5 protein-coding genes are annotated in these 15,594 nt (G+C 65.9%); 3 read left to right on the top strand and 2 right to left on the bottom strand.

Features of this window, described 5'->3' with window-relative positions; genetic code table 11:
- Nucleotides 1-11: 11 nt before the first annotated feature.
- Nucleotides 12-1,115, bottom strand: a complete 1,104-nt coding sequence (locus J3U87_RS07260; RefSeq protein ID WP_237382371.1) for a hypothetical protein — start codon at nucleotides 1,113-1,115, stop codon at nucleotides 12-14.
- 537 nt (nucleotides 1,116-1,652) lie between these two features.
- Between J3U87_RS07260 and ttcA the strand changes: the two genes are divergently transcribed.
- Nucleotides 1,653-2,489, top strand: a complete 837-nt coding sequence (gene ttcA, locus J3U87_RS07255) for a tRNA 2-thiocytidine(32) synthetase TtcA (RefSeq protein ID WP_237382370.1) — start codon at nucleotides 1,653-1,655, stop codon at nucleotides 2,487-2,489.
- Between the two features lie 756 nt (nucleotides 2,490-3,245).
- Here ttcA and J3U87_RS07250 read toward each other — a convergent pair.
- A complete protein-coding gene (locus tag J3U87_RS07250; RefSeq protein ID WP_237382369.1) occupies nucleotides 3,246-4,232 on the bottom strand; it encodes an aldo/keto reductase in 987 nt (328 codons plus the stop codon).
- 201 nt (nucleotides 4,233-4,433) lie between these two features.
- Between J3U87_RS07250 and J3U87_RS07245 the strand changes: the two genes are divergently transcribed.
- Nucleotides 4,434-5,294, top strand: coding sequence for a helix-turn-helix transcriptional regulator (locus J3U87_RS07245; protein ID WP_237382368.1), 861 nt, complete (start codon nucleotides 4,434-4,436; stop codon nucleotides 5,292-5,294).
- 366 nt (nucleotides 5,295-5,660) lie between these two features.
- On the top strand, nucleotides 5,661-15,542 hold the full coding sequence (locus J3U87_RS07240) for a type I polyketide synthase (protein ID WP_237382367.1): 9,882 nt from the start codon (nucleotides 5,661-5,663) through the stop codon (nucleotides 15,540-15,542).
- Nucleotides 15,543-15,594 lie beyond the last annotated feature (52 nt).

Below are 15,594 nucleotides of genomic sequence, written 5' to 3'. Positions count from 1 at the left end.
GACCGTCCACCTCAAAAGGGTAGGGGACCCAGTTTCCCTGCATCGCCATTGCCCAACTGACGCACCAGTTCTTCCTTGAAGAAGTTCGGCGAACCCGGAGTCAGCAGGCTGGATACGCGCTCCTGATAATGCTTGAAGCTGCGATCGATGTCGTCTCTCAGGCGGTTGTACAAATCACCGGAACGCTGCGCGGCACTGACGGCCTCTTCGTTGTAGAGCTTGAGATCCGACACCAGCACGCGAGCCACGCGTTTGGCTTTCTTGATGTTGGGATCTTCGGCCGGTGCGGCGGGCGCAGCCGCCATGACGGGTTGCGGGGCGGGCGCGGGTGCCGGCTTGGGCGGTGCGGGGGCGGCGACGGGTTTCGGCGGGGGCGCCGGCTTGGGAGGCGCGGCGACGGCCGGTGCCGGTGCGGGCTTGGGCGGCGCGGGTTTGGGCGCCGCTTGCGGGGCGGGTGCCGCTTTGGCCTTGGGGGCACCGCCGGGACGAGGTACCTTCAGCTTGGAGGTGACCATCGTCAGCTCGAGGCCGCCGAGGTAGGTGAGTACTTCGACGATGTCCTGACCGTCGAGCGCGGAACTGGAACCGGAGTCGCCGTACAGGACCGCGGCGACCTTGTCCTTGACGCGCAGGGGGAAGAAACACGACTTCAGCGGCGTGAACCCGTCGAACGAGCTGATTTCCTCGGAAAGGTCGCTCAAATCGCTGAAGTTGGAGACCAGAGGTTTGGCTTGATGAATGACGCGCATCAGTTCGGGATAGACGTCGATCTGCCACTTGACCCGTTTCAGCCGGTTCGCCATGAAATCGCCGTCGAAACCGCGACCGGCCCAGCCGTGGACGTTGGTGCCTTTGCGAATCAGCAGGATGACTCGCGGCAGGAACTTCCCGGCCGAATCCACCAAGGCGTTCAGGAGATCGACCTGGGTGTAGGCTTCCGAAAATTCATTGACGCAGCCGAGTAGGGTGGCACCGTCGAGCCCGCCTCCCGAAGCGGCGGGCACGTCGTGAAAATTTTCGAGTTCCTTGGTCAGTTCCAGACTGACTTGATTCAGCTTCTCTTGAATGCTCTGTTGCGCTTGTTGGATAAGTCCAGTGAGTTGTTCATCGGCCATGCGTACCTCACTCGTCGCCTTTCATTTAGGGTGGGATTTGGAAGATGCCGTTATCATATATCCTCCCTCCCAAAAAGGAAAGGCGCGGATTTTCAAAAGCTTGCATTGTGATCCCAATGCTTGTCCGCGCGGTTTGGGCTCGGCACCATGGGATTTTTGCGAAATCGCGTGGTTGCGTCCGCCCGCGACCGCCGCGGCGCGGAATGCGGCTCGCCATTGCCTTTCCTCGCGAGGGCGAAGATAATACCCAAATCGGGCGCTTCTTGGTGGCGCCCTCGCAATCTGCTGTGCTGCAACGCATCGTGAAAATGCGCGACCTACCTTCCAGTAAGCCCCGGAAGGCCGGATCCGCGCGTTACCCGACGCGTCTCGTTACCGCATCTTGAACGATTGCATCCACCCGAATCGCACACTTTGGGTAATACTGCTGGCAGGTTGGCCCCGCGAGGGCTCCCACGCGCCGCGCTCGACCGCTGCGGCCGAGCTCGCGACCCGGGTGTCGCCCAGCCGAGTTCCCGATTTCCGAAGGTAGGCCTCATGACCGCTCCGCTCCCCGAACTGGATCCCAAAAAACTGGAAAAACGCCTGATGCGCCTGACCGGCAAAGCCATTCAGGACTTCAATATGATCGAAGATGGCGATCGCGTGATGGTGTGCCTCTCCGGTGGCAAGGATTCCTACGGCATGCTGGACATCCTGATGAAACTGCAGCGCAAGGCGCCGATTCGGTTCGAGCTGGTCGCCGTCAATCTCGATCAGGGCCAGCCGGGCTTTCCCAAGGACATCCTGCCCAATTACTTGACGGAACTGGGCGTGCCGTTTCGGATCGTGACGGAGGATACCTACAGCATCGTCAAGCGCGTGATCCCGGAGGGGAAGACCACCTGCTCGCTGTGTTCCCGTCTGCGTCGCGGGATTCTGTACCGCGTGGCGGCCGAGGAGGGCGTCACCAAAATCGCCCTGGGCCACCATCGCGACGACCTGATGGAGACCCTGTTCCTCAACATGTTCTACAACGGCAAGATCAAGGCGATGCCGCCCAAACTGCTCAGCGACAACGGCGGCCACGTGCTGATCCGCCCGCTGGCCTACGTCAAGGAAGAGGACCTGACGGCCTGGGCGGCGCACCGCGGGTTTCCCATCATTCCCTGCGACCTGTGCGGCTCGCAGGAGACGCTGAAGCGCAAGGTGGTCAAGCGCATGCTCCAAGGTTGGGAGGCCGAGGAGCCCGGCCGGCTGGACGTCATTTTCGCGAGCCTCCAGAACATCAAGCCGAGCCACCTCGCCGACGTGAACCTGTTCGATTTCGCCAACCTGAAAGCCGATCCAGAGAAAGCGATGCCGTTGCCCTTCCTGGAGGCGATGGAGGTCTGAGGCGGGGCGACGCGGAGGGCGTTCGAGCGTCCCGGAAAGGATCATACAGAACAGCGAAGGCGATCCGGCGTTCCGGGCGATGCTCGGATTTTCGTTGTTCGTGGCCAATCCTGGAGGGATGGCCAGCCGGATGTTTGGACCAAAACTGATTTAAAACGCGGGCCGAAGGCACGCCACCAGCAGGCATCCCGGAGGGATGACACAGAACAGCGAAGGGTTAAGGAGTCGGAACGACGACGCAACCCTGGTTGCCTGGGGTTCCCGAAATCCAGCCCCAACGGGGCGGGACTACGAAGGACCTCGCGGTGTTCACGTCTGTTCGCCGGGATTCTTCGTGGACCCGCCCCTCCAGGGCTCGATGCGGGAACTCCGGAGAACCAGGGTTGCGTCGCCTCCGGCTCCTTAACCCTTCGCTGTATTGTGTCGTCCCTTCAGGACGCCCGCTGGTGGCGTGCCTGCGGCACGCGTTTTTATCAATGATGGTCCAAGCATGGTGTTGGCCATCCCTCCAGGATTGGCCGCGAACGGAGAGCATCCAGGCATTGGGTATATTTTGAATCATCGGCCAGCCAAGGATGGGTATGTCGCGCCCATGGCCATCCCTCCAGGATTGGCCGCGAACGAGGAGCATCCAAACATCCGGTTGGCCGCGAACGGAGAGCATCCAGGCATCCGATCGTGGACAACCCCCATCCCGACCTTGCGGCTCCGCGAGGGCATCAAAAAGGCCCGGCCGTGGCGACCGGGCCCTTCGCCTCAATAACGCGCGCCGGCCGTTTCCTCCGGCAGGGCCGCGCGAATGCGCGCTTCCTCATCGTCGCTGAGCTGGAACTGCGTGGCGGCGAGGTTCTCCTTCAGGCGCGAGACCTTGGTCGTGCCGGGAATCGTGACCAACTCCTCGTTCTGGCCGAGCACCCAGTTCAGGGCGACCTGCGCCGCCGTGGCGCCCTTCTGCGCGGCGATTTCCTCCAACAGGGACACGAAGACCCTGTTCTTGGCGATCGCCTCGTCGGTGAAGCGCGGGTTCTGGAGGCGCCAATCACCCGGTGACAGGCTGTCCCGGCTGGGAATCTTGCCGGTCAGGAATCCGCGACCCAGCGGGCTGTAGGACACGAAGGTGATGCCCAGCTCACCGCACACCTCGAAGATCTCCGCCTCCGGCTCGCGGCTCCACAGGGAGTACTCGCTCTGCAGGGCGCTGATCGGGTGAATCGCGTGGGCCGTGCGCAACTCTTCCGCCGTCACTTCCGACAGGCCCAGGTAGCGGACCTTGCCGGCCGTCACCAGGCCCTTCATCGCGCCGACCGTGTCCTCGATCGGCACGTTCGGATCGCGGCGGTGCATGTAGTAGAGGTCGATGGTGTCGACGCCGAGTCGCTTCAGGCTCGCGTCGCAGGCCGAACGCACGTACTCGGGACGGCCGTCGAGGCCCGCGAATCCGCCCTGGTCGTCGCGCAGGATGGCGAACTTGGTGGCCAACACCAGGCGATCCCAGCGATCGCCGAACGCCTTGCCCAGCAGTTCCTCGTTCTTGTGGGGGCCGTACATGTCGGCCGTGTCGAAGAAATTGATGCCCAGGTCGAGCGCCCCGTGCAGGGTCTTGATGGACTCGGTTTCGTCGGCGGTACCGTAGAATTCGGACATGCCCATGCAGCCCAGCCCGATGCGGGAAATCTCCAGATCGCTGTGACCGAGACCCAGCCGGGGGACCTCGACGATTTGCGCTTCTTTCGATGATGCCATGTGATCACTCCTATGAGGTGAATTCGGATTGGCGCTATGATAGGCAAACGCGAAAGGGTGTATAAGGCAGGGCTTATCCTGGTATAAGAACTACCAGGTTGGTGCCTTCGTGGCCGTGGCCGCTCGGGTTCGCGCACTGCCGGCACCACCTCGACCGCGTACCGCACGACAGGGCCCAGCCGGCTCCCGAGGAGGAATCCCATGACGTTCAGCGAAGAACGGTGCCGCGAAATCGCGGCGTTCCTGCGCGCTCGCCGCGATTCACTGCAACCCGAGGATGTGAACCTGCCGCGCGGCGCCCGCCGGCGGGCGCCCGGCCTCAAGCGCGAAGAAGTGGCCATGCTGGCCGGGGTCAGCACCGAGTGGTACACCCACCTGGAGCAGGCTCGTCACGTGCGCGCCTCCGAAGAGACCCTGATCCACATCGGCCAGGCGCTGCGGCTCGAACCCGGCGAGTTGGCGCACCTGCTCAACCTGGGCGGGTACCAGGCCGGTCCCTTCCTCTTCAACGGCAAGACCCAATACCTCAGCCCCCAGCTCCAGCGCCTGCTCGACGCCTATCCCTATCCCGCCTGGATCAGCGGCCGGCGCTCCGACATTCTCGGCTGGAACCGCGCCGCCACCGTGATTCACGGCGACCTTTCCCAGGCGCGCGGCTACGAGCGCAACATGCTCTATCGGCTCTACGTGGCCTCCGAGTACCGCAACCGCTTGGTGGATTGGGAACGTCACGCCAAGGGCTTCGTCGGGGTGCTGCGCATGGACTACGGCGATGCCATCGACTGTCCCTGGTTCCGCGAGCTGATCGACGTGTTGATCGCGGAAAGCCCGGAATTCGCGCTCTGGTGGGGCAGCCATCACCTGCAGCCCTACCAGGACGGCATCAAGCGTTACGACCATCCCGAGGTGGGCCGCCTCGAGTTCGAATACAGCGTGCTCGACCTAAGCGATCAGCGCTTCTCCCAATGCAGTATGGCCATGTTTGTCCCCATCGAAGGAACCGGAACAAAAGAAAAACTGGCGCATATTTTGGCGGTTGAGAATGTAAGCACCTCTGTTTGATACACCTGTTTCTTCTCTTTTTCTTGAATGTGGATGAATTACTAAATTTCGCGTTTTACTTTTCTTTCGTGTGGACTCCTTTCTACTTGTTGGGGGCCTTCTGGTTGTGCTAGCGTTCCCTCCTGTACCCTTCTTCACAACGGCCGTTTCATGAGTGCGATCGAGACCCCTGTGTTTGCGCCTCGCTGCTCAACGCTTCATCTCTTCACCCCTTCCTATCCCTGGCGTGAGTAGGTCGGTTGGATATTCATCTTCCACCTTGGAGGATTTTCGCGAAATTAAAACGCGGATTGGCCATGGTTTCCCGATCCATCTCATGGATTGAATCGGCTTCCATCGAGTATTTGCTCGGACAAGGAACATGGCATGATGAAACGCCGAGACAACCCCGCCGAACTCGCCACTGCAGGAAATCAACAACAGACGAGCCAGGCATCGCCCTTCGGATCTCCATCTCTTCATTCGTTCTCGCCCTTCTCCAGCCCTGATTCTCCGGTACCCGACGCTGACAAGACGACATGTGACAATGCTTCCCCGGCGACCTGCTCGCCGTCCGATCTCTGTGCGCGCCTGCGCCGGCATCCGACCGTTCGCGATGCCGTGGCGCTGGAGTTGACAGGGTCCGAAGGCGGTCGGAGCGGTGCGCTGATCTGCTACGTGCCCGAGCGGCCCCTGGCCCCGGAGCGCGTGCGGTTGTGGCTGGCGGAGTCGGGCGTGGACTTCGGCGACGGCACCCGAATCGGGTTCCTGCCGGTGCGGGCCCTGCCCTACGGCGAGGACGGCCTGCCCGATCGGGAACGGTTGCGCGGGTTGATCCACGTGGACGAAACGCTCTGTGGCCAGTGGGAGACCCGCCTTCACGAGGTGCCCGGCGTGGCCCGGGTCGCCGTGCTGCCACAGGCCCCGCCGGCCGAGCCGGAAGTCTTGCGTTGGCGCGAGGTTCTTCCGGAGGCCTGGCGTACCCCCTTGATGTCGCTGTCGGGTGAACAGGACGGCGGTCCCGTGCGCGATGCGAATGCAGATTCGGGCGAAGGTGTGCCGGCCCATTCGATCGGCGATCCGCTGCGCCGACAGCCCGACGATCCGCACACCTTGATCGAGGCCTTGACGCGCACCGTGGCGCGATCGCCCCAGTCGGGCTTGATCGCCATTTCCGAACAGGACGGCCGAAGCGAGCTGTCCTACGCCGATTTACACCAAAAGGCCAGGCGGGTGGCTACGGGCCTCGCCGCCAGAGGCCTCGAACCCGGCACCCACGTCCTGTTTCAGTTCGATCACCCACGTGCCTTCATCACCGCGTTCTGGGGCTGCGTTTGGGGCGGCTTCGTTCCGGTACCTCTTCCCGTGGCGCCCAGTTACGCCCAGGCGAATCCGGTGTTGGCGCGTCTGCATCACGCCTGGAACTGGCTCGATCGCCCGCCGGTACTCAGCCAGGGGACGGTGGCCGATGCCATCGAGGACCAGATACGGCGTGTCGCCCCACGGGAAGCGGGCACCGCCGACTTCTCCGAGATGCGGCTCTTCCGCCTGGAGGAATGGGTCGATGGGGACGCCGCCGGCGAGCCGCCGACCGAACCCTTCCCCGCCGAGCCCGATCGAACCGCCTTGTTGCTGCTCACTTCCGGCAGTACGGGCGTGCCCAAGGGCGTGCCGTTGACCCACGCCAACTTGCTGGCCATGTCGGCCGGCACCGCCCAGATGAACGACTTCGACCACGACGACGTCACCTTGAACTGGATGCCGCTCGATCACGTGGGCGCCACCGTATTTTTGAGCATCATGCCCGTTCACCTGGGATGCCGCCAAATCCACATCCCGTCCGACCTGATCCTCAAACAGCCGCTGCGCTGGTTGGAGCTCATCTCCGAGCTGCGGGTCTCGATCACCTGGGCCCCGAATTTCGCGTTCTCGCTGATCGCCGATCAGGCCGAGGCGGTGGCGGCCATGGACCTCGACCTGAGCAGCATGGGCTTTTTGGTGAATGCGGGCGAGCTGGTGGTGGCTTCCACCGCACGCCGTTTCCTGGAGCTGTTGCAGCCGCACGGCTTGCCGCAGGATGCCCTGCGACCGGCATTCGGAATGTCGGAAACCTGTTCGGGCATCACCTGGTCGGCGGGGCTCACCGTCGCCGAACTCGAACGCGACCTGACCTTCGTCCCCCTCGGCCGGCCCATCCCGGGGGCCGAGATCCGCGTCGTCGACGGCACCGGTCGCCTGTCGACCGAGCGCACCATCGGTCAGGTCCACCTGCGCGGGCCCAGCGTGTTCGCCGGATACCATCGCAATCCCGAGCGCAACGCCGCCTGCATGCAGGACGGCTGGTTCAACACCGGTGACCTGGGGTACCTGGACGAGGGCCGACTGGTCATAACAGGTCGCGAAAAGGACGAAATCATCATCAACGGCGCCAATTTCTACTGCCACGAGATCGAAGCGGCCGTGGAAGAAGTGCCCGGCGTGGCGGTCTCGTTCACCGCCGCCTGCGGCGTGCGCGAGCCGGGTGCCGGCACCGATCGCCTGGCGATCTTTTTCAACACGCCCTACTGTCGCGACCCGCAGCGCGGCGAGCTCGCGCCGAACGGCCCGGTTCGCGGCCTGATCCGCAAGATTCGCGGTCATCTGGCGCGCAAGGTCGGGGTTCAGGCCGATTTCCTGATTCCCGTGGCCCAAAATCGGATTCCCAAGACCGGGATCGGCAAGATCCAGCGAAGTCAATTGAAGCAGGTCCTGCTCGAGGGAGGGTTCGACCAGCAGATCCTGGCCCAGGCGCAATTGCCGCCAGGAGGGACCGCGGTTCCGAAGCACACCCTTACGCGGGTGTGGCGCCCGCGCCGACCCTTTGCCGAACCGCCGCGGGTGGATTTTTCCGATCGCTTGATGTTCGCCCCGGATCGCGCCACGGCGGAAGCCTGGTGTGGGCCGACCGCGGCCGGATCCATCCTGGTGAGTCCGGGCGACGGCTTCGCCCGGATCGACGAGCGACACTACCGCGTGCGACCCGATCGACCGGAGGACTTCATACATCTATTAAATGAAGGTACGGTGGCCGAGGCGGCCCTTCGCGGCACGATGTTCCTGTGGCAGGCGGACGAGGTCGCCGAAGGAACGGGATCTTCGGCCCGCGATCTCGGCGGCGCCCTGTTGTGGCTGAGCCAGGCGATGGCCGAGCGTTTCGATGACGATCGACGGCTGCGGCTGATGGTGGGCACCCGCGCGGCCTTGACGGCCACCGACGGTGACCGCCCCGTGCCGGAACGCGCCATGATCGCCGGGTTGACCGCGGCCTTGGTCCACGAACCGGTGCCGTTGGACCTGTGCCTGCTGGACGTCGACCGACCCGATTCCGGCATTACCGCCGGCTTGTTCGCCGACGAAGGGCCCGAGCGGGAGTGGGCGTTGCGTCAAGGCGTCCTGTCGATCCCGTGTCTCGCGCCCGTGGATGCGGTCTCGACCGGTGCGCTCGACCAGGCCCGATTGCCGTTCAAACGCGGGGGTCGCTACCTGATCACCGGTGGCTTGGGACGGATCGGTGCCCTGTTCGCCTCCTGGCTCGGGAGGGTCATGGATGCGCGCATGTTGTTGATCGGACGAACCCGGCTGGATGGCGCGGACCCGCCCAGGGAGGAAGAAGTTCGCACCAAATTGCAGCGTCTGAACCGGCTTCGCCGAGCCGATCTCGATGCCTGCTACCGGCAGGTCGACGTATGTGACGGGCCGGGCCTGCGACGTGCGATCGACGAATGCGAAGCCCATTGGGGCGGTGCGCTCGACGGCGTGGTCCACCTGGCCGGTGTGTTTCGCGAGCGGTCCGTCGGCGACGAGGAACCCGAATCCTTCAAGGCCGCGCTGGCCGCCAAAACCACCGGCACCCGGGTCGTCTACGACCTCGTCGCCGACCGACCCGACGCCTGTTTCGTCGGCTTGGGGTCCGTGCTCGGTTTTCTCGGGGCGCCGAACACCGCCGCCTTTGCCGCGGCCGCTCGGTTCATGGACGCCTTCGCGAGGGAGCGCGATCCCCGGAAAGGGCCGCGCCGCCAGGTGCTGAGCCTGGCCGCTTGGGACTTCGACGACGTCGGTGGCAACGAGAGTGCCGCTCGGGCCCGCGGCCTGCTGCGTCTGGCACCGCGCTGGGGCATGGCCGGCCTGCTGCGCGCCCTTTGCCGCGACGAGGACCGGCTCCTGTTGGGCCTGGATCCTTCGGCCGCGGCCCTCGCCCCGCTGCTGGCAGAAGCCGACCCCGGCGCTCCCCAGCCGACCGCCTACCTATCCTTCGATCCCGAGCGAGCGACGGGAGCCGCGTCGGCCGTGGCGCGGCTGAGCCAACGAGACCTGTTCGGCCGCGCGCACCATTGCCGGCCGGAACCGCTGATCGCCATGCCCATGGAAGAGCACGGCCGCATCGATCGCGCGCTGCTCTCCGGCGGCGGTGCCGCGACCGCCTCCGAGCGGGGGCGCGGCGAGGTGGCTTCCCGCATCGCCGCCATCTGGGAGCAGGTGCTGGGGCTGACCGGCATCGGCGCCCACGACAACTTCTTCGAACTGGGTGGCCACTCGTTGTTGCTGACCCAGGTGCAGACCCGACTCCAGGAGGCGTTCGGCCGGAACCTCTCGGTCGTGGACATGTTCCAACACCCGACCATCGCCGACCTGGCCCGGTTCCTCGGTGACGAAACCGGCGGCGCCCACGAGCCGGCCATCGCGGAGGCCCTCGTCCAGGCCGGCAAACGCCGGCGCGAGGCCCGCAGCACCGACATCGCGGTCATCGGGTTGGCCTGCCGTTTCCCGGGTGCCGAATCCGTCGAGGATTTCTGGCGGAACCTGCACGACGGCGTCTGTTCCGTCACCCAACTGAGCGAAAGCGGGCTGGCCGAGTCGGGCATCGACCCGGTCTCCTGGCAGGATCCGGCCTATGTCCGGGCCGCGCCCATCATGGCAGGCGCCGCCGAGTTCGATGCCGACCTGTTCGGATTCAGCCGGCGCGAGGCCGAACTGCTCGATCCCCAACAGCGCGTGCTGCTCCAGTGTGCTTGGAGCTGCCTGGAACACGCCGGCCACCGTCCCCGCGTGCACGGCGGCAAGATCGGTCTCTACGCCGGTGCCGGCATGAACACCTATCTCCTGAACAACGTCTGGCCCAACCGCCATCGACTCGACCCGCGCGACAGCCTGGACGTCGCCACGCTGGACTCCTACGGCGGTTTCCAGCTCATGGTCGCCAACGACAAGGACTACCTCACCACCCGCATCAGCTACAAACTCAACCTGCGCGGACCCAGCGTGAACGTACAGACCGCCTGTTCCACCTCGCTGGTCGCGGTGCACATGGCCTGCCAGAGCCTGATCGCCGGCGAATGCGAGATGGCGCTCGCCGGCGGGGTGTCGGTCACCAGTCCGGAATGTGCCGGACACCTGCACCAGGAGGGCATGATCACCTCGCCCGACGGGCTCTGCCGCGCCTTCGACGCCCGCGCCGAAGGGACCGTTTTCGGCAGTGGTGCGGGGATGGTGCTGCTGAAACCGCTGGCCGCCGCGCTGGCCGACGGCGATCGGGTCTATGCCGTGGTCAAGGGCTCGGCGACCAACAACGACGGCGGCACCAAAGTGGGGTACATGGCGCCGGCGGCCGACGGGCAAGCCTCCGCCGTGGCCGAGGCGCTGGCCGTGGCCGACGTGGATCCGGCCACCGTCGGCTACGTGGAAATGCACGGGACCGGCACCGTCATGGGCGATCCCATCGAAATCGACGGCGTGACACGCGGGTTCCGCACCGCCACCGATCAGCGCGGATACTGCGCCATCGGTTCGGTGAAGACCAACGTGGGCCATCTCCAGATCGCCTCCGGCATCGCCGGCTTCATCAAGACGGTCCTGTGTCTGCATTACCGTCAACTTCCCGCCAACCTCCACTACGAACGCCCCAATCCGGCCATCGACTTCGAAGCGACGCCCTTCTACGTCAACGATCGGCTGTGCGACTGGCGGTCCGAACGCGGGCCCTTGCGCGCCGGCGTCAACTCGCTGGGCATCGGCGGCTCCAATTGCCACGTCATTCTGGAGCAGGCACCGGACGCCGAGGCCCGCGACGACCGTCAGCCTCACACGGCGCAGTTGCCGGCGGATCGAGCCAACCGGTTCGAACAACCGCGCCACCTGCTGCAACTCTCGGCTCGGGACGATCAGGCACTGCGCCGCACCGCCGAGCGCTACGTCGCCTTTCTGCGCCGCGAGGATGCGCCCTCGCCCAGCGAGATCTGTTACACCGCCGCCACGGGCCGCGAGCCGATGGCGCACCGCCTGGCCGTGCACGGGCGTGACCACGCCGAGCTGGCCGATGGTCTGGATGCGTGGCTGCGCCGCGAGCCGGTCGCCTGCCTGCACACCGGTCACGACAGCGATCCGCGCAAGCTCGCCATGCTGTTCAGTGGTCAGGGCGATGCCTATCCGGGCATGGGCCGCAATCTCTATCGAAGCCATCCCGTCTTCCGTGAAGCGCTCGATCGCCGAGCCGACATCTTGCGCGACCACCTGGATGTGCCGCTCACGGACATTCTCTTTCCCGACGAGGGTTCCGCGGTCGAGCGTCTGGTCGAGGACACGACCTACGCGCAACCCGCCCTGGTTGCGCTGCAATTGGCGTTGGTGGATCTCTGGCGCGCCTGGGGCATTCGCCCGGCCGTGGTCATGGGCCACAGCCTGGGCGAGTTCAGCGCGGCCATGGTCGCCGGCTTGTTCAGCGAGGAACAGGGTCTGCCGTTGGTGGTGCAGCGTGCCCGCTTGATGGGCAGTCTGCCGCGCGACGGCTACATGGTCAGTGTCGCCTTGGACGAGAGCCGGGCCCGCGAGGCGATCGACGCCTTCACCGACCGGCTTTCGGTCGCCGTGATCAACGGTCCCAATCGGAGCGTCCTGTCCGGGGAACGGGCCGCGTTGGCGCGGGTGGAACGGGAGCTGGCCGAGGCCGGCGTACAGGTCACCCGGCTGCAGACCTCGCATGCCTTTCATTCCCCGGCCATGGAGCCCGCGCTGGATGCCTTCCGCGACAGCCTGCGGCGCATCGATTTCCGCACGCCGACCCTGGATGCCGTGATCAACCTGGACGGTGCGCCGGCCGACGATCGCTGGGGCACGCCCGAGTATTGGGTGCGTCACCTGCGGCGCCCCGTGCGCTTCGCCGACGGGCTGCGCTCGGTCCACGCCAAGGGCTGCCGTGCCCTGCTGGAGATCGGGCCCCATCGCACCCTGCTGGGTCTGGCCGCCGGCAACCTGCCCGGTGACGATTTGATCATGGCCTCCAGCCTCCAGCGCGGCGTGGACGACTGGACCGCCGCATTGGACGGGGCCGCACGCCTGGTCGCCGGTCGCCTCGAGGGCGACGAGGGCGAGCTGGATCTCGAGAACGTGGCGCGCACCGTCGATCCCCAAATGTCACCCAAACGCGTGGCGTTGCCGACCTACCCGTTCGCACGCACGCGTTGCTGGCTGGAACCGCCGCCGCGAGGTCGAACCCAAACGACCCGGACGCGAGGATTGCTGGGTGAACCCGTTCGCTTGCCGGGTTTGAAGCAACGGGTGTTCGAATCGGATTTGAGTTTGCAGGATTTGCCGTTGATGGGTGATCACCGCATCTTCGATGTGCCCGTCGTTTCGGCCGCCTGCCACGTGGCCACGGCCCTGGCTGCCGATCGCGCGATCAGTCCCGGTTCGTCCCGCGATTTGAGAGAGATCCACTTCGCCCATCCCCTGATCCTGCCCGAGACGGGAGGGCGCCGGGTCCAATTGATTTGCGAGCCGGAGGCGCGCGGCGAGACGGCCTTCCAACTGCTTCACTTCGATCCGGACGATCCGAACGAAGTCTCCCGCATTCACGCCACCGGTGTGTTCGCGTCCGCCGCCGGCACCGCTTCGCCCATCGACGCGGTCGAGGACTGGCCGTCGGCGCGCGACGCCTGCCCCACCCCGCACGACGTGGACCGCTATTACGGCGATCAGGCCGAGCGCCGCATCGATCTGGGCCTGGCCTACCGCTGGTTCGAGACGCTGCAACTGGGTGAAGGGCGCGCGGCCTGTCGCCTGCGGGTGCCGACCCGCTTGGGAGGCCTTCCCGAAGAGGCCCATCCCGGGTTGGTCGACGCCTGCTTCGGGCTGCTGCTGGCCGCCGTCGGCCCCTCCACCCACACCTGGATGCCCTTCGCCATCGAACGCGTTCAGGTTCTGGCCAGGCTCACCGGCGCGGGGGCTTGGGGTTACCTGAGCCTGCGACCCGACGCCGACGGCAGCAGCGGTCGTCTCGTGGGCGACGCACGACTGTTCGACGGTAACGGGCGCATGATGCTCGCGATCACCGGGCTCGAAGCGCGCGAGGCCAGCGTCGCCTCGATGGATCGGCCCACCGCGGTCACCTCCTCGCCACACACCTACTCGGTTGCCTGGCAGCCCGTCACCCCGCCCGCCGCATCGCCTTCCGGTGGGCTTTGGCTGATCTTCGAAGACGAGGACGGCGAACTGGCCGAGCTGCGCGAGGCGCTGCGTGCCCATGGCACGCGAGTCGTGACCGTGTGCGAAGGTCTCTCCTTCGAATGCCTCGGCGAGGATCGATTCGCGATTCCTGCGGACGGCCGCGCCGATTTCGCGCGCTTGATGAACGCCCTGCCCGGCGAGTCCCGGCTGGAACGCGTGCTCTACGGATGGGCTCTGGACGAACCCCTGGTGCCGGCGTCCTCGCCCGAGGCGCGTTTCCGCGGTTGTCGAGGCCTGCTGCAATTGACGCGCGCCCTGATCGAGCGCAATGGACCCCAACCGCCGCGATTGACGGTGCTCACCCGCGCCGCCGGACCGGTGGCCGCCGACGGTTCCTTTGCGCTCAACCAGACACCGCTCTCGGGCATGGCCCTCGCCATCGCCCTGGAACACCCCGAACTGCATTGCGCCTGGCTGGATCTGGATGGCGCCACCGCGCCGGATCGGTTGTTGCCGGCACTGCGGTTGGGCGATGAGGAACCGCGCCTGATGCTGCGCGACGGTCGGTTTTTGGTTGCCCGGCTGCAACACGATGTCGTGTCGCTTCCGGATTCGCCCGCGTCCCTGCCGATCCGCGAAGATGCCGCCTACCTGATCACCGGCGGAACCGGTGGACTGGGCCTGGCCCTCATGGAGCACCTTGCGGCACGGGGTGCCCGTCGTCTTGTGCTGGTGGGCCGAGGTCGGCCGCACGACGAAGCCGCCGCACGCATCGAAGCCCTGAGCGCGCAGGGTGTGGACGTCACCGCTGCCCAAGCCGATGTCCGCGACGGCGCCGCCATGGCCTCTCTGATCCAGAGCCTGCGTACCGAAGCGCGACCCTTGCGCGGCCTGATCCACGCCGCCGGATTCCTGCGCGACCGCATGATCGCCGACATGGACTGGGAACAGTTCCGCGGCGTGTTCGAGACCAAGGCCCTGGGCGCCTGGACCTGCCACGAAGCCTGCCGCGACCTGGAGCTCGACTTCTTCGTCATGTTCTCCTCGGCGGCATCCGTGCTGGGGAACCAGGGCCAGGCCAACTACGCCGCCGGTAACGCCTACCTCGACGGGTTGGCCCACTACCGCCGCAGCATGGGGCTGCCCGCACTTTCCATCAACTGGGGTCCCTGGCAGGAGGTGGGCATCGCCGCCGTCGATCACGGGATTCGCCCGGAAATGGCTCGTCAGGGCTTCCGGGGGTTGCCGCCCCGCGATGGGTTCGCCGTCTTCGACGCGCTCTTGGCCGATCCGCCCGCTCAGGTCGCCGTCGTCGATTGTGATTGGGACCGATATCTCCAGGCCAACCCGCCCGCCGGCGCCCTGCTTCGCGACCTGACCGCACCGGCACCGGAGTCGGCCGTCTCGCCGTCCCGTTTCGTGGCCGAGTTGGCCGCCCTGGACGCCGAGGCACGCGCCGACCTGCTCAAAGATCGCATCGCCGCCGTCGCCGGCCAGGTGCTCTCCTTCGGCGGCCACGTGCGACTCGATCCCGATCGCCCGCTGACCGAACAGGGGTTGGATTCGCTTTCCGCCGTTCAGTTCCGCAACAGTCTGGGCCGCGAACTCGGACGCACCCTACCCGTCTCGTTGGTATACAATCACCCCACACTCAACCGCATCACTCGCTTCCTGTTGGACGAGGTTCTGGACGCATCCGCAACCGCCTCCGAACCGCTCCGATCCGACCGGCCCCCTGTCGCCGACACGGCTCGCGCCGTGCTCGCCGAAATCGAGGACCTGCTCGACTGAGCTCCCGCGCGCGGCGGCTGCCATTCGGGCTTGCCGCGCCGACCTGTGCCAT

The sequence above is a fragment of the Sulfidibacter corallicola genome, from assembly GCF_017498545.1.
Lineage (GTDB): Bacteria > Acidobacteriota > Holophagae > Acanthopleuribacterales > Acanthopleuribacteraceae > Sulfidibacter > Sulfidibacter corallicola.
This window is presented reverse-complemented; position numbering and strand designations above follow the sequence as displayed.